Genomic DNA, 15,751 nt, shown 5'->3' with positions numbered 1-15,751 from the left:
TTCGAGTGAGGATCAGGCAGAAGGCGTCCCGGCTTGGGCCGGAAAGACGTGGCATCGCGCGGTGTCGATGCTGGCAAAGACGGTGGAGCCGGCAGCCGGAACAGCGGTTTCCGGGCCGCGCGCCTGGCTGGCGCGCAGCTCGCCGCCATTGGCGAGGATAAGGTCGTGCACCAGGCTGGGGCCCAGCGGCACGGAGACGCCGACTGTCGCGGCCAGCGTGTTGGCGGCGGGCGTATCGACTAGCGACACATGCTCGGGCCGGCAGGTGGCGACGACGGCAGCGCCGGTGACGAAATCCAGCCGGTGGGGCAGCGACAAAGCCTCGCCCGAGCGGAGGCGGAGAATTGTCGCATTCGCCTCCAGCGTTTCAACGATGGCTTCGAACTGGTTGGCCTGGCCGATGAAGCGATTGACGAACAGGGTCTGCGGCCGGTCATAGACAGCCATCGGCGTATCGATCTGCTCGATTTTTCCCTTGTTCATCAGCACGAGCGAACTGGCCAGACTCTGCGCCTCCTCCTGATCATGGGTGACGATCAGGGTAGTAATGCCCAGCGTCTTTTGCAGGCGCAGCATTTCGACCTGCAGGTCAAAACGCAGTGCACGATCGAGCGCGCCAAAGGGTTCATCGAGCAACAGCAGGGATGGGCTAGGCGCCAGAGCGCGGGCAACGGCGACACGCTGCTGCTGCCCACCCGAGAGTTCGCGCGGCAGGCGCTTGGCATAATCGGCCAGCCGCACCAGCTCGAGCATTTCGGCCACGCGCTCGCGGCGCTCCGCCCGGCCCACATGCTGGCAAGCCAGGGGATAGGCGATATTCTCGGCAACCGTGAGATGCGGGAACAGCGCATAATTCTGGAACACCATGCCGATGCCCCGCTCGCGAGCGGGCAAATGCCCCAGATCCGCATCGCCCAGCATGATGCTGCCGTTACGCGGGCTAACGAGCCCCGCAATGGCGCGCAGCACGGTGGACTTGCCGCAGCCGCTCGGGCCGAGCAATGCGGCGATCTCTCCGGCTGGCACCGTGAAGGACACGTCATCGACAGCCGCAGCGCCGCCATAGCTATGGGTCAGCCCCCGGACGGACAGGGTATTGGCGATGAGGCCGCTCATTTGGTCTCTCCCGGTTCGTCCTGTCCGTCCAAGACGGCATGAGACTTGCAATGGGTGATGGTGGTACTGCCGACCTCATTGCAAGCGCCGTGCCAGATCGAAGTTCGGCGGAGCAAATTCGTTCAATCCATTGATATAAATGTGTAAAATAAATTCCCATAAATCTGCGAAAGTTTGTTCGTACAATTGTTCGAATGTTATCGCGCAAAAAATGATGCACAAAATTTCGCCAGCTGCGCTATTGTTAGGCAAGGATTCGGAGTGACCATGCGTAAGCCGACACGGAAAAAGACCGCGCCAATCGCGGAGCCGCTCAGCGATATCGAAGAGGCCGAGGATGTGACGGACCGCATCTGCGCGACGCTCGCCACCGCCATTGGCGAAGGCGCGCTCAAGCCCGGCAGCAAGATTATCGAAGAAGCCATCGCCGAGCATTTCGGCGTCAGCCGCACCGTGGTCCGGGGTGCCCTTGGTGTGCTGCAGCGTGACCGCCTGCTCGAGCGCAAGCGCAATCGCGGCACGTTCGTCGCCGAGCCCTCGATCGAGGAGGCCAAGCAGCTCTTCGAAGCGCGGCGGGCCTTGGAGCGAACAACGCTTGAACTGGTGTTGCAGCGCATCACGCCAGCCGATCTCGACCGGCTGGACGCCCTCACCGAGGAAGAACTGCGCGTCTACCACGCCGATCACAACGCACCCAAATCCGCGTCGGTCGGTCAGTTCCACGTCGAATTATCGCGGATTGCCGGCAATGCCGTGCTGTCCGAAATGCTGGCAAAGCTGGTTGCCCGGCTTTCGCTGGTCATGGCTCTTTACGAGGACGAGCGGGTTGACGATTGCGGTGCGGAGCACCACCGGGCGATTGCTGCGGCCCTGCGGGACAAGGACCTGCAAAAGGCGCAAGGCCTGATGGACACCCACCTTGGCGACATCGAGGGCCGCGTGAAGCTGACCGAAGGCCAGGGCGAGCGGCACAGTTTCGTATCGCTATTGGAGACGTTTAGCCGCGCTTGAAATGATCGCCGATTTACATTGCCCACTCACATATAGGAAGCAGCGGCAGCTTTTGAGCGTCACCGCGGGAGCACCGAATGTCTGATAAGGGCGCGAATCTGCCCCCAGGTACCAGGTCTGGACAGGCGGCATCGCGGCATCGCGGCATCGCGGCATCGCGGCATCGCGGCATCGCGGCATCGCGGCATCGCGGCATCGAAGGGATGATGCTTCGGCTGGCACCGTCAATGGCTTCGCAGGAATATTCAGTCGGCCGTCGGCTTTTTCCGCAGCACATACTCCGCGTACCATGGCGCCAGTGTCGCGTAGCCCAGCCGCCCCTCCCCCGCCAGATAATTGTCGAGCAACAGATTAATGAGCAGGCTTGTGCTTACCCGGTTGGCCTGGGCCAGCGCCGACACCTCCTGCAAGACCGCACGGGGGATCCGCAGGCTGGTCCGGGCGATGTCATCGTCATGAGTGAGGATTGATGCATCCCCAGCTTCCGCGCCGGTCGCCGCCTCGAGCATCTGAGACAGGGTGAGCGGCTTCTGTTCGTCTGGCTTGGTCCGCGTTATCACTGCGCCATCCCCGCATTCGCCCGAGCTTGGCTGATGGCAGCCTCAATCTGCCTGAACACCCGGCAAAAATTCTCCTTGGCCGGATGGGCTTGCTTATATTCAAGCACGCTGCGCCCGTACGCATAGGCTCGACGATAGCCCGCCAGCTGCTGCATCGCCGTCGGCAGGAAGGGTTTGAACTGAGAGAATTCCTGCACGAGTTGGGAGAGCTCACCGGTGGTTTCGCGGGTGGCTTCATTGAAGACCACCAGGTGCGGCGTGGCCTTGGCCTTCGCGACCCGGATAAAGCGGTCCAGCTCCGACAGGTCCTGATGCGACGGTTTGGCTGGAGAGATAAGGATGTCGGCGACAGCCAGGACCGGGGCGGCAGCCCGGTCATCCCGGCCGGCCAGGTCGATCAGTACAATATCGTAGTGGCCGATGACCGCCGCCAGTCTGTCGAGAATCTCTACCGTCGGCGATGCGACCACAACCGGACCGGCAAGACCTGCCGGTCGAGGCCACTTGCTCGCCGTCTTCTGCTCGATATCGGCGTCGATAATCAGCACGCGCTGCTTTCTCTGGCCGTAGCCAATGGCCATGTTCAGAACCAAAGTGGATTTGCCACAACCGCCCTTGCCGTTCGCCACCACGGCAATAATAGCGCCTCTCCTACGCTCGACATTGATGGTGTCGGTTGCGCGTGTGGCGCCCACAGCACTGAAAGAGGGGTCTGACAGACTCCCGGAAAGAAGTGGTCGACGCATCACTGCACCAGTTGATATTGTTATCGTATGTTATAATATCATGTTCACACATTCTGGAGTCAAGGACGTGTTCTTTCTGTTTCTCGGCGCCCGCGAGGTCTTCGAAAGCCCGGAACTGGAGCGGTTCGGTCAGGCGCTGGAAACCATTCAGCGACGCTATCCTGCAATCACCCTGGGGCAGTTGGCCACCTTGCTGAAGGTTGGCCTGACCCCGCAGGAGAAAGGCGAATTCGCCTCCGTGTCGGACATTGTGGCCCGCTCCCATGGCCAGCCCTATCCCACCATTGCCCGACAGATCGACCTCCTGGGGTCCGGCGCCGGCAACAATTCCGGTCTCCAGCTGATCGACAAGGCGGTCGACCCTAACGATCGGCGGGGCCGCTACGTGGCGATTTCGAAGCACGGCAAAATGCTTCTTCAGGAGCTCGACCTGATTTTGGCACCCGATATCATCGAACGCGTCGCGCCGGCTGGTAAAGCGGAGGCGCAGACAAAGCCATGAGTGCCAATGGAGACGATGCTTCCCGAAAGAAGCCGGATAGCGCGGACGCTCTCAAGCACAGGCTGCGCAATTTGATGGGCGAGGATGCCTTGGCATATCTCGACCTGAACCTTCCCGAGCGTGAGGTCCACACCGAAAGCCAGAAAAAGCACTCTGCTCGCACCGCGCGCTACAAGCAGGAAAAGGCCCTGCAAATGGCGCCGGACAGTGCTGCAGTCCAGCAGGCGACATCCAACGCCGTCTTCGGCGTGATGAGCCGGCAGCCCCACTGGGCCGATAGCCTGTTCCGGCTGTCAGTCAAGGAACTGATCGATGCCGGCTATGATGAGAAGGAAAGCAAAGCCGCCTTTCTACGTCTGTTCGCCAGCGTCGATGAGCGCCGGATCACCTGGCAGCGCCGAACCCGCCAGCGGCTGGCAGCCAAGGTGATCGAACAATTGCGCGCGCTGAAGCGGTAACAGAAGTCTCGCGCACCCGGTGCGCGCACCAGGTGTGAGGAGGTAACGGGGGTGTTGGCGAAAAATGCGTCACCGGGTGCGCCCAAAACGAGCCATGCGAACACGATCTCAGGACCGGGACTTGAGCCAGTCCGCGAAGGATATTACGGGCCCTAGCGGAACCTTGACCTTGTCGATCTCGCCAACCTCATCCGCTGTGAGGTCCTCATTGAGATAGCCGCGGTGCACATCGGACGTCCTGGCCTCCGTATCGTCATCGTGCCCCACCCACTTCAAGATGGTGTAGGGGTTGATCCTGGCGTCGTGACAGGCCTGGATGAAGAACCCGCGAAACGAATGGAACGTCAGCTTGCTTTTGCGATGGGCCGGCACGCCCCATTGCAATCGGTGAGCGTTGAAGAAGTCTGCCTCGAAATGCACCTCGGGACGCCCATCCCTGCCACCCTTGATGTGCTCGGGCCAGGACGGGAACAGGCGCTCATGTCCCAGGCTGACCTGGCGGTTCCAGAAATCGAGCAAACCGATCCCGATCAGTTGGGAATGAATGGCCACGCGTCGCACCGCGTTGCCCGTCTTGTACCCTTCTTCGCCTGCATCGTTGCTGCTCCCCTCCTCAAGCTCCAACACAAGCGTGGGGCGGCCAAACCACATCTGCAGTTGATGCGGGCGCAGCATCCCCACTTCCGTGACCCGCATGCCCGAATGCATGGAGATCAACGGGGCCCAATAGATGTGGTCGTCGGCAAAGATCGCCGAGCCTGGCGAATAACGGCGGTGGCGCGAGGCACTCCCGGTGTAGACAGGACAAGACGTGATGGCAGTAATCTCTTCTGACGAGAATGGCACCCGGCTCTTGCCTCTGGTGGCCCGCTTGCTCTTCGAGATCACAAGCGGCGGAGCCTGCCAGGTGAAGAATCGCCGTGTGTTGCCATGCCGGACTAGGCGCGTAATGGCGCCCAGATAGTTCGAATTGAGCGTTGTTACCGACAGCCTGGGATAGTCATTGCCTTCCGCCTGCTTCCGGCGGGTAAAGGCGACCAGATTGTCGGGGCTGGCCTGACCGCGCATATGCGGGATTTCCTGGACAAATTCATAGAGCTGATCCCAAAGCGCCAAGGGAATGTCCATCACCGCCAGGGTCTTCACCTGCGGACACAGATCCTCGAACATTTTGACCGCGCGCTCGATATTGGCGCGGTTGTCCGACCCCGTCAGCTTGCCGGTGCGGCCAAAATAGTCCTGCATCAAACTGCGCAGGGTGTGAACCTTCGATGCCCCATGCGCGGACGCATTCATCCCAGCAACCGGCTGAGCCGACTTTGCGGCCGGCGGCGTTGCACCCAGCGGGTTCTCTGAGGGAGACGAAAGCTGCGAGGCTACCCGCGGCTGCCCTGCCGGAGCACCGAGGGCCTCCAGCACCGCATCAAACCCTGAAAGATCGAACTGCCGCGGCTTTGGCTTGGGCGCGTCCCTTTCTTCGGCCGGCCGGCTCTCGTAATCGGCTTCGCCCTGCACGGTCGCGTGATTGAAAAACACCAGTTCCCGGTAGAGCGCGTCAAGATGCTCGCCCAGCCCAAGGCTCCTGCGCGCCTCCCGGATGATCTTGGCACCCACATTTCCAAGCGCCCGGCGGCGCGCCAGATCGGCCCCGGTCATGGCCTCGGGCAGCAGCAATTGCTCATCCACCAGTCGACGCGTCAGGTGCTTGAGGGCGTCCTCCGGCTCCATGCCCAACAGCTCTTCGAACACCGCCAAGGCCTCCAGACCCCATTTGAGTGCCAGCGCCCGGTCCTTGGTCCGCAGCGAGAGGCGCACAACTTCACCTTCCACCCGCCCTTTCCAGGCCCGTGGGATTCGTTTGCGCACATAATAGACCGCACCGACCTTTTCCACATAGGCGCATTTGGCTGCCATGGTCTTCTCCGACTCGAGCTCGCGAAACCGGAGGCAGCAGAACGACACGTGCATCATGCATGTGTACAAGTCCCGCAGATTCTCCGGGAGCCTAAGTCGCTGAAAACACTGGATTTTAGGAAAATGGCGGAGAGGATGGGATTCGAACCCACGAGACCCTTTTGAGATCTGCGCCCTTAGCAGGGGCGTGCCTTCGGCCACTCGGCCACCTCTCCGACAAGGGGTGGATAGCGGGCAGGTTCCTCGATGGCAAGTGGTTTCTGACGATGGTGTGGAAGATGGCGGACGGCGCCGCCCCGGGGACGGCGCCGGGCGATTATTTGCCGAGGAGTAGACCCTTGGCGACGGCGGGGCGGGCGGCCATGCGCTCCATCCAGGCTTTCACATTGGGGAATCCCTCAATGTCCTGGCTTTGGTTCTTCCAGCCCTGAGCCCAGCCAATCGAGGCGATATCGGCGATGGAATAATCGCCGGCGATATAGTCGCGGCCTTCAAGTTGCTTGTTCAGCACGCCATAGAGGCGCTTGGTTTCGTCGATGTAGCGCTTTTGTGCATAAGGCAGTTTTTCGGGCGCGTAGAGGTTGAAATGGTGGTTTTGGCCAAGCATGGGGCCGAAGCCGCCGACCTGCCAGAACAGCCATTCATCGACCTTGACCTGGGCACGCGGATCGGTGGGGTAGAACTTGCCGAATTTGAGGGCGAGATATTTGAGAATCGCGCCAGACTCGAAGATCGAGATCGGTTCGCCCCCTGGGCCTTCCGGATCGATGATGGCGGGGATTTTATTATTGGGCGAGATGGCCAGGAAATCGGGAGCGAACTGCTCGCCCTTGCCGATGTCGATGCGGTGGTAATTGTAGGGGACGCCCAGCTCTTCGAGCATGATGTGGAGTTTCTGCCCGTTGGGAGTGGGCAGCGAATAGGCTTCGATCGGCTTGGTCTGGGTGGTCATGGCTCGTCCCGTTACTAAAGATGGCCAGATATATCGGCGAAATACGATGGATGGCAAGGCTGCGGCGAGCAGCCCTGCCATCCGGAAGTGTCAATGCTATTCCCGCAGCAGCCGCAACTGGGCCTGGCCATTGCTGGTGCGGGCAGGCGAAACGCCATTCAGGCCGACCGTGGCGGTGACGCGCTGGCGGAAGGCGGAGAACAGCTTAGACGTGACTACATCGACGGGCGTGTCGAATTTGATGGTCACCTGATAGTGCTGCATGTCGCTGAGGACCTGCACGCCGAGAACCAGGCCACGGAAGTTCTGGCCAAGGTAAGTGCCCTTGACGCGATGGCCGACCTGGACGGGCGAGGCCACCCGCTCGGGCAGCATGGCGCGGGCGGTGTTCCAATCGCGATAGCCATGGGCCCTGGCGATGGATTCCAGCGCGGCGCCATGGGTGATGTTTTCACCGGTGCGGGCGCGTTCCTCGCGATAGGATTTGGCTTCGGATTTCAGCGTTTGAATGCTGGGAGTATCGAGCGAAAAAGACATGAAAAGGTCCTCTCATTTGCATGAGGCTGCTCAAATCAAGGGGGCTCGCATTGCCATGAAGCGCCTCGCAAAGATGAACCAGTTTCCTGGATGTCTTGGCTTAACGAGCTGGACTTCACCATCGGAAATTGCTTTCCGGCGAGCGGCGGGTGCCAGTAACCTGTTGGCTAGATGAGGGGTCGGGCCCGGTTTGTCAACTTCATGGCTGGGATGCGTCATCAAGCGGGGTGATGGGCGGATCAGACAAATGCGTTGGGCAAAGGCGCCTCCACGGGCTAGGGCTGTCTGGAGGCGGAGGAAGATTGCGTGTTTGAGATATTGTTGCTGATTGCGGGGCTGGTGGGTGGCGCGTTGAACTCGCTGGCGGGGGGCGGCTCGTTCATCGTGTTTCCGGCCCTGCTGGCTGTGGGTGTGCCGCCGGTGATCGCCAATGCGTCCAACACCTATGCCGCCCTGCCCGGCTATGTCAGCGGCGCGGTGGGCTATTGGCATGCCATGGCCAAGCACAAGGACCGGCTGGCGCTCTATTCCATCATTTCGGTGATCTTCGGCTGGGTGGGGGCCGAATTGCTGCTGGTGGTGTCGGATGAGCAATTCTCGCTGGTCGTGCCTTGGCTGATGCTGTTTGCGGTGTTGCTGTTTGCCTTTGGCAATCGGCTCAATGCCTTTGTGGCGGCTCATAGCGGCGGACGGCGCGGGATGAAGCTGGCCGGAACGGTGCTGCTGCTGGCGTTCCTCGCCGGGGTTTGCGTCTATGGCGGGTTCTTCAATGCCGGCCTGGGGATCTTGCTGCTGGCGTTTCTCGCTACCGCGGGAATGAGCGACATTCATGCGATGAACGGGCTCAAGCTGTGGATTTCCTCGCTGGTGGCGCTGGTGGCCGTGGCGCGGTTTGCGCTGAGCGGATCGATCGACTGGTATCATGGCTCCATCGCGCTGGTGGGGGTGACAGTGGGCGGCTATCTGGCGGCCCGCAATGCGCATCGCGTGCCGACCGGAGTGATCCGGGCAGCAGTGATTGTATATGGGGTGTTTATGACCGGGTATTTCTTTTGGGGGGCTTACGGGGCGTAAGCGCTAAGCTCCAACTTGTTGGGGTTGCCAGAGAAGCAAACAGAGGTTCCCGCCTTCGCGGGAATGACATTGTGGGAACTGATGGCTCGGATCAGTCCGCCCGTCTGATCCAGACGGCGGCGTCGTGGAAGGTGGCGCCGCCGAAGGGTGGCGCGGGGGTGGCATTGGTCAGGGTGTTGATGCCTTTGCCGCCGCGATGGGATTTGTTTTGGTGCAGGCCTTCGGCGATGAGCACGCCAGTGGGCGGGCCGGTGCGGATGCGGGCGGTGAGGTGGACGCTGCCGCGGCGATTGCCCAGGGTGACGAACTGGCCTTCTTTGATGCCGAGGCGGGTGGCGTCGTCGGGGTGGATGAAGACCGAAGGGACGCCTTCGCGCTTCTGGCTACCGGGGGTTTCGTTGAAGGATGAATTGAGGAAGGCGCGGGCGGGGCTGGTGGCGAGGCGGAACGGGTGTTCTGCATCGGTCTTTTCGGTAACGTCCCAATGGTCGGCGAAGCGCGGCATGCCGGCGGGATCGCAGGTCCAGAGATAGCCCTTCTTGTCGGCTGTGCCCTGCCAATTGGGAGCGAAGCGGAAGCGCTTGTCGGGCCAGGCGAAGCCATCGGCATAGCGGGCGACGGCATCGGGGCGTTCGCGATCGACGAAGCCGGTTTTTTCGATCTCGTCGAGATCGCCATAGTTCGAGCGGCGGAAGGTTTCGGCGACGAGATCGCGGTCGCCGGTTTTGAAGCTCACGTCGTCGAGGCCGAGGCGGAGCGCCAGGGCGTTGATGACTTCGTGGTTGGAGCGGGTTTCGCCGGGGCGCTCGATGACGGCTGGTCCATAAAGCACGCGAGTGTGGCCGCCGCGGGTGTAATAATCGTTGTGTTCGAGGAACATGGTGGCGGGCAGGACGATATCGGCCAGTTCGGCCGTTTCGGTCATGAACTGCTCGTGGACGACGAGGAACAGGTCTTCGCGGCCCAGGCCCTGACGCGCCAGGGTCTGGTCGGGGGCGACCGAGGCGGGGTTGGTGTTCTGCACGATCATGGCCATGACCGGGCCGCCGTTTTTGAGCGCCTTGGCATTGCCGGTGAGGATCGGGCCGATCTCGGACATGTCGAGCCAGCGCGGATCGCCCTTTTGCAGATGGGGGCCGGTGATGCGGGATTTGTCGAGCTGCCAGGTGCCCGAATTGGAATGGAAAGCGCCGCCGCCGCGATGCTGCCAGGCGCCGGTCATCGCAGGAATGCAGAGGGCGGCATGCATGGCGGTGGCGCCATTGCGCTGGCGGGTGAAGCCATAGCCGAGGCGGAAATAGGAACGCGGGGTGGTGCCGACGAGGTGGGCGAATTGGGTGATCTGCTCGACCGTGAGGCCGGTGATTTCGGAGGCCCATTCGGGCGTTTTGCTGGCCAGATGGGTTTCGAAATCGGGGCCGAAATCGGTGAATTTTGTCATATAGGCGCGGTCGGCCAGATTATCGCGCAGCAGGATATGCAGGACCGCGACGGACAGGGCGCCATCGGTGCCGGGGCGCAGGACAAGGCCCAGATCAGCCTGGGCCATGGTGGCGGTTTCGTAGATGTCGATGACGACGATCCTTGCCCCGCGTTCCTTTTTGGCGCGCATGGCGTGGGTCATGACATTGACCTGGGTGTGCACCGCATTGGTGCCCCAGATGACGACGCAATCGCTTTCGGCCATCTGCTCGGGATTGACGCCGCCCAGCATGCCGGTGCCGGCGATATAGCCGGGCCAGGCGGTGCCGGTGCAGATCGTGTCGTATTGGCGGGAATAGCCCTTGGCGGCGCGGAGACGATCGATGCCGTCGCGCTGCACATGGCCCATCGTGCCGGCATAGTAATAGGGCCAGATGGCCTCGGCGCCGTGCTCGGCTTCGACTTGGGTGAAGCGGGCGGCGATGGTGTCGAGGGCTTCGTCCCAGCTGATCTGTTGCCATTGGCCGCTGCCCTTGGGGCCGATGCGGCGCAGGGGATGGGTCAGGCGATCGGGGTGGTGGATGCGCTCGGCGTAACGGGCGACTTTTTCGCAGATGACGCCGGCGGTGTAAGGATCGTCCTTGGCACCGCGGACGCGGCCGATGGTGTGGTCGTCGATGACGTCCACATCCAGCGCGCAGGCAGACGGGCAATCATGGGGACACACGGAGCGCGCGGTGCGGAGGGCGACTGGTTTGTTCATGGGGTCAAAATAGCCCAGTGGCGAAGTGGCGTCCAAGCGATTGTTTTGATCGCGGGATCAAGGGTGGTGATGGACGTGCGGAAGCGCCGCCTGGTGCGGTTATCGAATGGACAGACGGGCCCAGAGACGGCATTCGCCTCGTGATGAGTTTAAAATTGAGACGGACGCCGCCTCGGGGTGCCAGGACTTTGTCGGACGGCGCGATCGCAGGCCTCAACGTTTGCCGTAGCTCCCGCCCGATTGCCTCGTCCGCTCGACCCGGAGCGGGAGCTTTTGGGGTGGGGGGATAAGAGGGATAAGGTGAGCTCTTTGCTGTCCCATCAGCACCCAATATCACCGCGTCTCCCTCGGGCTTGACCCGAGGGCCTTTCTCAATCTGGCGCAAGCGGCGAATGGCCCTCGGGTCGAGCCCGAGGGAGAGCGGTGGGGAGGAGGGATTGGAGATGAACCCCGGGGGTCCTCAGTCAATTACCTTCCGGAGCGGGAAACGCCTACAGCGTAGCAAACGCCTTGGTGGCGGTTTCGGCGTTGCGGCGAGCGCGGTTGGTGGCGTGTTTGGCCAGTTGGGCGGCGCCGGAGTGGAATTGGGAGAAGGTGACCTTGCGCGCGTCGTGGGTGGCGATGGTGATGCCGCGCCAATTGGGGCGGACGCTGCGCACGTCGGTCCAGGCGAGGCGGGTTTGCTTGCCGAAAGCGGTGTGGTGTTCAAGCAGCGTATTGTTCCAGCGGACACGGGTGAACAGGCCACCAATACCGATGCCGAAGGCCCCTGCCCCGAGCAGAATTGCAGCGGCGAAGGCGGCGAGCATTTGCGCCGGTTCGACGACACGCGTGCTGCCGACAAAGATGACGGCGGACATAAGGACCACGGCAAGAGCAGCAGCGCCGTAGCAGGCGAAATATTCGACCATGGAGGGGCGCAGTTCGGTCCAGCCATCAACGCTGACGGCTTCTTCACCCTGCACGAGACGCAGCGCGAGGAAGGCCGCATAGCCGAAGGCGACCACGCCGGCGGCGCGGGCAAGCGGCAGGCTGGCGGTGGCGGGAACATGTTTGAGAAGAAGAAGGACGACAATCACGGCAAGTGGCATAGCCACTTCCTGCCAACGCAAGGGCACTATTGCTCTCCAAAACTGGGGGCCGGCGACGCGATCGGCGGATACGAAGCCGAATCTAGCAAGGATCGCAGCTTTGGCTATTAACAATTTCGGGAAGCGGCAATGCCGTGGCGGTGCATCGGCCTTTTTGTCACACAGTGTGCAGAGGGCCGGGTTCACAAAATGAATCAAGGCGCTGGCATTTTGAGTCATGCCAGCGCCGTAGAGGTCTGAAAGATCAGGACAAAATCTTGAGGCCGACAATGCCGGCGACGATCAGGCCAATGCTGGCGAGGCGCGCAGCAGTGGCCGGGTCGCCGAATAGATACATGCCCAAAATGGCGGTGCCGACAGTGCCGATGCCGGTCCAGACGGCGTAGCCGGTGCCTACGGGCAGGTCGCGCAGGGCGATGCCCAGCAGGACGACGCTGATGATCATCGCGCCGACAGTGAGAATTGTGGGCAGAGGGCGGGTGAAACCCTCGGTATATTTGAGGCCGATGGCCCAACCCATTTCAAAAATGCCGGCAATGGCGAGATAGACCCAAGCCATGGGATTTACTCCTAGCTGTGGCGGGTCGTCCCGGCCGGAAAGTTGGAAAGTGTCGAGGTCGTCCTCGCGTGAAGAGGGATATAGGGCATTGGGGAACGAAGGTGAAGGGCTGGTGCCTAATATGGATTGCCGGTCAATTGCTCGCTTAGCGTCCAAAGCTGTTCCTGCGCGGCTTCGTCATAGGCGGCGGGGATGGCGCGGCCGGGCTTGTAATGCTTGAAATAGACGCCGGAGGTTTGTGCCAGTGCCGGATCGGTGGCGAGGCGGACGAGTTTTTGACCGGCTTTTTCGGGCGAGGCCATGAGCGGGGCCAGCAGCGTATGGGCGAGGAAGCGGGCGGCGCCGCGCGTGCGACGATAGATGTCGGTGCGGACGAGGCCCGGGGCGAGGCAATTGACGCTGACGCCAGTGCCTTCGAGCCGGCGGGCCAGGGCGAAGGTGAATTGCACATTGGCGAGCTTGGTCTGGCCATAGGCGCGGTAGCCGTCATAGGCGCGGTCGCGATTGTAATCGGAAAAGTCGAACGGGAATTGCAGGCTCGAGGCGGTGAGCACGATGCGGGCGGCACCGTGGGCCTTGAGGGCGTCGTGGAGGAGATGGGTGAGCAGGAACGGCGCGAGGTGGTTGATGGCGAGGGTCAGTTCCACGCCATCGGGGGAAAGCGTGCGCTTGCTGAAATGGGCGCCGGCATTGGCGATGAAGCCGGCGAGGCGCTGGTGGCGTTCCAGAATGCGGGCGGCGGCGGCGCGAATATCGGCTTGCGAGGCCAGGTCGGCATGTTCGAGCTCGACGGCGCGATTGCCGGAGCGCTGCACGATCTCGGCATGGGCGTCCCTGCCCTTTTGCCCATCGCGGAGCAGCAGGATGAGCGGGTGGCCCAGTTGGGCCAGTTGGAGCGCGGCGGCCTTGCCCATGCCCGAGGAGGCGCCGGTGATGACAATGGGGGAAGTCGGCAAGATGTGTTCCGAAGCGGGCTGAGTGGCGGTGTACTAGGGAGATAAAAGGGCCGGCCGATGGCGGGAACGCAGTTGTGAAGCCCCTGCCTCCCCCTGACGGGGGGAGGGATCTCTCCGGCGTTGCGGAGAGATCGAGGTCTCAGATCTGCGGCTTGCGTTTGGCTTTATGGTCTTTGCCGGCGGGCTTGTCCTTGCCTGCCCATTTCGGCTTGCCCTTGTCCTTGGTGGGAGCCTTGGGGGCGCGGGGTTTGTCGAAGCCCTGGCGGGGCGGGCGGGGGGCCTCGGCGGGCGCGGGCTGGAAGTCTTCGGCGCCAAGGGTGGACGAGCCGTAGCGCTGCTTGCGGTCACTGCGTTCGGGACGGGCGGCCATGGGGTCGTAGCGTTCGACGGGGCCTGGCGGGCGCTTGCCGGATGGGCGGGGGCCGGACTGACGTTCGCCCGGGGCTTCGATGGCCGAGATGGTGACGCCGCGTTCGCCCGAGCCATTGCGCGCAATGGCGGCAGCGAAGGCATCGGCCTTGCCGGCAGCAACTTCGAAATGGGATTCGGTATCGAAAATGCGGATCGAGCCGATGGCGGTTTTCGTGACATTGCCGGCCTTGCACAGCATGGGCAGGACCCAGCGCGGGTCGGCCTTGTGCTTGCGGCCGACGGTGACCTTGAACCAGGTGCCGCCCTCGAATTTTTCGCGGGTGCGGGGGTCCTTGTCGCCCGGCCGGTCCGGCATGGCATTTTCGGTGACATCTTCGGGCGCCGGACGGGCGGCGAATTGCTGGCGCAGATAGGCGGCCGCGATGGCCTCGGGGCTGTAGCGGGCGAGCAGCTGGCCGACGAAATCGGCTTCTTCCTCGGCGACCGGCAGGCTGAGGGAGGCATTGGAGAGGATGCCTTCGCGGTAGCGGGCGTCGATCTCGCTCGCGGTGGGCGGGCCCATCATGGTGACGTCGAGCTTGGCGCCCTTGAGGATGCGCTGGGCGACGTTGCGGCGATGCATCGGGGCGATGATCACGCAGGTGCCCTTGCGGCCGGCGCGGCCGGTGCGGCCCGAACGGTGCAGGAGCGTGTCGGGATTGGTCGGCAGGTCGGCGTGGATCACCAGGTCGAGATTGGGCAGATCGATGCCACGGGCGGCAACGTCGGTGGCGACGCAGATATGGGCGCGGCCATCGCGCATGGCCTGCAGCGCATTGGTGCGCTCGGACTGGGAGAGTTCGCCGGACAGGGTCACAACGTCGAAGCCGCGATTATGCAGGCGAGCGGAGAGGTGTTTGACGCCTTCGCGGGTGGAGGCGAAGACGATGGTGTTGACCGATTCAAAGTAGAGCAGCGTGTTGATGATGGCGTTTTCGCGCTCGGCGGCGGGAACCAGCATCAGCTTGTAGTCGATATCGGCGTGCTGCTCGGTGGCGCTGGTGGCGGCGACGCGCAGGGCATCGCGCTGGAAGGTCTTGGCCAGCTGGGCGATCGGCTTTGGCACGGTCGCGGAGAACAGCAGCGTGCGTCGATCTTCAGGGGCGGCGTCGAGGATGAATTCGAGGTCTTCGCGGAAGCCCAGATCGAGCATTTCATCGGCTTCGTCGAGCACGACGGCGCGGAGCGCGGACATATCGAGGGCGCCGCGGGTGATGTGGTCCCGCAGGCGGCCGGGAGTGCCAACGACGATATGGGCGCCGCGTTCGAGCGCGCGGCGCTCGGTGCGGGCATCCATGCCGCCAACGCAGGAGGCAGTGCGGGCGCCGGCTTCGGCATAGAGCCAATCGAGTTCGCGCTGCACCTGGAGGGCCAGTTCGCGGGTGGGGGCAATCACCAGCGCCAGGGGGGCGCCGACTTCGGTGAAGCGCTCGGCATCACCCAGCAGGGTTGGGGCAATGGCCATGCCGAAGGCGACGGTCTTGCCGGAGCCGGTCTGGGCGGAGACGAGCAGATCGCGGCCGGCGGTTTCATCTTCGATGATGGCGGCTTGCACGGGCGTCAGCGTCTCGTACCCCTTGGCGGCAAGGGCGCGGGCGAGCGGAGCAAGAATGGTTTCAGGCAGGGACAATGGGAGACTTTCGGATGGGTGAGAACCCCCACCCGGCCCTCCTCTTAAT

Annotated in this window: 15 protein-coding genes and 1 tRNA gene; 4 read left to right on the top strand and 12 right to left on the bottom strand. The window is 62.8% G+C overall.

Annotated features, from left to right (window positions below; all coding sequences use genetic code 11):
- Positions 1–12 precede the first annotated feature (12 nt).
- Positions 13–1,116 (bottom strand): ABC transporter ATP-binding protein, encoded by a 1,104-nt coding sequence (locus FF80_RS09490; protein ID WP_035099699.1) that lies wholly within the window; start codon positions 1,114–1,116, stop codon positions 13–15.
- Positions 1,117–1,383: 267 nt separating this feature from the next.
- On the opposite strand from FF80_RS09490, the gene FF80_RS09485 reads away from it, so the two are divergent.
- Positions 1,384–2,127, top strand: a complete 744-nt coding sequence (locus FF80_RS09485; RefSeq protein ID WP_035099697.1) for a GntR family transcriptional regulator — start codon at positions 1,384–1,386, stop codon at positions 2,125–2,127.
- A gap of 245 nt (positions 2,128–2,372) precedes the next feature.
- Here FF80_RS09485 and FF80_RS09480 read toward each other — a convergent pair whose 3' ends face one another.
- Together FF80_RS09480 and FF80_RS09475 are read right to left on the bottom strand one after the other, a co-directional pair.
- Positions 2,373–2,687 (bottom strand): hypothetical protein, encoded by a 315-nt coding sequence (locus FF80_RS09480; protein ID WP_035099695.1) that lies wholly within the window; start codon positions 2,685–2,687, stop codon positions 2,373–2,375.
- Positions 2,684–3,433 carry a ParA family protein gene (locus FF80_RS09475; RefSeq protein ID WP_081917352.1) on the bottom strand — a complete coding sequence of 250 codons (750 nt, stop codon included), beginning with the start codon at positions 3,431–3,433 and terminating at the stop codon, positions 2,684–2,686. The genes FF80_RS09480 and FF80_RS09475 overlap by 4 nt, the downstream gene beginning before the upstream one ends.
- Before the next feature lie 67 nt (positions 3,434–3,500).
- Here FF80_RS09475 and FF80_RS09470 point away from each other — a divergent pair, with 67 nt between their 5' ends.
- Positions 3,501–3,935: a hypothetical protein gene (locus FF80_RS09470; RefSeq protein ID WP_035099690.1), complete on the top strand. Its 435-nt coding sequence runs from the start codon at positions 3,501–3,503 to the stop codon at positions 3,933–3,935.
- Positions 3,936–4,009: 74 nt separating this feature from the next.
- Complete coding sequence (locus FF80_RS09465) at positions 4,010–4,393, top strand: hypothetical protein (protein WP_152558327.1); 384 nt, start codon at positions 4,010–4,012, stop codon at positions 4,391–4,393.
- Positions 4,394–4,501: 108 nt separating this feature from the next.
- Here the strand turns inward: FF80_RS09465 and FF80_RS09460 are convergent, their stop codons facing one another.
- The 4 genes from FF80_RS09460 to FF80_RS09445 form a co-directional block, all read right to left on the bottom strand.
- On the bottom strand, positions 4,502–6,142 hold the full coding sequence (locus FF80_RS09460; protein ID WP_152558326.1) for a site-specific integrase: 1,641 nt from the start codon (positions 6,140–6,142) through the stop codon (positions 4,502–4,504).
- A 289-nt stretch (positions 6,143–6,431) separates the two neighbouring features.
- A tRNA-Ser gene (locus FF80_RS09455) sits at positions 6,432–6,522 on the bottom strand.
- A 101-nt stretch (positions 6,523–6,623) separates the two neighbouring features.
- The gene (locus FF80_RS09450) at positions 6,624–7,259 is read right to left on the bottom strand and encodes a glutathione S-transferase N-terminal domain-containing protein (protein ID WP_035099792.1); all 636 of its coding nucleotides are present in this window, start codon (positions 7,257–7,259) and stop codon (positions 6,624–6,626) included.
- A 96-nt stretch (positions 7,260–7,355) separates the two neighbouring features.
- Positions 7,356–7,796 carry a glyoxalase superfamily protein gene (locus FF80_RS09445; RefSeq protein ID WP_035099686.1) on the bottom strand — a complete coding sequence of 147 codons (441 nt, stop codon included), beginning with the start codon at positions 7,794–7,796 and terminating at the stop codon, positions 7,356–7,358.
- 306 nt (positions 7,797–8,102) lie between these two features.
- On the opposite strand from FF80_RS09445, the gene FF80_RS09440 reads away from it, so the two are divergent.
- The gene (locus tag FF80_RS09440; RefSeq protein WP_035099685.1) at positions 8,103–8,870 is read left to right on the top strand and encodes a sulfite exporter TauE/SafE family protein; all 768 of its coding nucleotides are present in this window, start codon (positions 8,103–8,105) and stop codon (positions 8,868–8,870) included.
- A gap of 91 nt (positions 8,871–8,961) precedes the next feature.
- On the opposite strand, the gene FF80_RS09435 is transcribed toward FF80_RS09440, so the two are convergent.
- The 5 genes from FF80_RS09435 to FF80_RS09415 form a co-directional block, all read right to left on the bottom strand.
- A complete protein-coding gene (locus FF80_RS09435) occupies positions 8,962–11,055 on the bottom strand; it encodes a molybdopterin-dependent oxidoreductase (RefSeq protein WP_035099789.1) in 2,094 nt (697 codons plus the stop codon).
- Between the two features lie 491 nt (positions 11,056–11,546).
- Positions 11,547–12,146, bottom strand: a complete 600-nt coding sequence (locus tag FF80_RS09430; RefSeq protein ID WP_035099682.1) for a hypothetical protein — start codon at positions 12,144–12,146, stop codon at positions 11,547–11,549.
- Positions 12,147–12,390: 244 nt separating this feature from the next.
- On the bottom strand, positions 12,391–12,705 hold the full coding sequence (gene sugE, locus FF80_RS09425) for a quaternary ammonium compound efflux SMR transporter SugE (protein WP_035099681.1): 315 nt from the start codon (positions 12,703–12,705) through the stop codon (positions 12,391–12,393).
- Between the two features lie 116 nt (positions 12,706–12,821).
- The gene (locus tag FF80_RS09420) at positions 12,822–13,661 is read right to left on the bottom strand and encodes an SDR family NAD(P)-dependent oxidoreductase (RefSeq protein WP_052153353.1); all 840 of its coding nucleotides are present in this window, start codon (positions 13,659–13,661) and stop codon (positions 12,822–12,824) included.
- A gap of 139 nt (positions 13,662–13,800) precedes the next feature.
- Positions 13,801–15,702, bottom strand: coding sequence for a DEAD/DEAH box helicase (locus tag FF80_RS09415; protein WP_052153352.1), 1,902 nt, complete (start codon positions 15,700–15,702; stop codon positions 13,801–13,803).
- Positions 15,703–15,751: the final 49 nt, after the last annotated feature.

The organism is Devosia sp. LC5, assembly GCF_000735585.1.
Taxonomy (GTDB): domain Bacteria; phylum Pseudomonadota; class Alphaproteobacteria; order Rhizobiales; family Devosiaceae; genus Devosia.
The sequence above is the reverse complement of the archived record's forward strand: the minus strand, read 5'-3'. Positions and strand labels throughout refer to the sequence as shown.

What these genes read in the sequence shown, in the direction of transcription:
- FF80_RS09450 (WP_035099792.1), bottom strand. Translation starts at nt 7,259, where the DNA reads ATGACCACCCAGACCAAGCCGATCGAAGCCTATTCGCTGCCCACTCCC.
- sugE (WP_035099681.1), bottom strand. Translation starts at nt 12,705, where the DNA reads ATGGCTTGGGTCTATCTCGCCATTGCCGGCATTTTTGAAATGGGTTGG.
- FF80_RS09435 (WP_035099789.1), bottom strand. Translation starts at nt 11,055, where the DNA reads ATGAACAAACCAGTCGCCCTCCGCACCGCGCGCTCCGTGTGTCCCCAT.
- FF80_RS09475 (WP_081917352.1), bottom strand. Translation starts at nt 3,433, where the DNA reads ATGCGTCGACCACTTCTTTCCGGGAGTCTGTCAGACCCCTCTTTCAGT.
- FF80_RS09465 (WP_152558327.1), top strand. Translation starts at nt 4,010, where the DNA reads ATGGGCGAGGATGCCTTGGCATATCTCGACCTGAACCTTCCCGAGCGT.
- FF80_RS09445 (WP_035099686.1), bottom strand. Translation starts at nt 7,796, where the DNA reads ATGTCTTTTTCGCTCGATACTCCCAGCATTCAAACGCTGAAATCCGAA.
- FF80_RS09490 (WP_035099699.1), bottom strand. Translation starts at nt 1,116, where the DNA reads ATGAGCGGCCTCATCGCCAATACCCTGTCCGTCCGGGGGCTGACCCAT.
- FF80_RS09485 (WP_035099697.1), top strand. Translation starts at nt 1,384, where the DNA reads ATGCGTAAGCCGACACGGAAAAAGACCGCGCCAATCGCGGAGCCGCTC.
- FF80_RS09430 (WP_035099682.1), bottom strand. Translation starts at nt 12,146, where the DNA reads ATGCCACTTGCCGTGATTGTCGTCCTTCTTCTTCTCAAACATGTTCCC.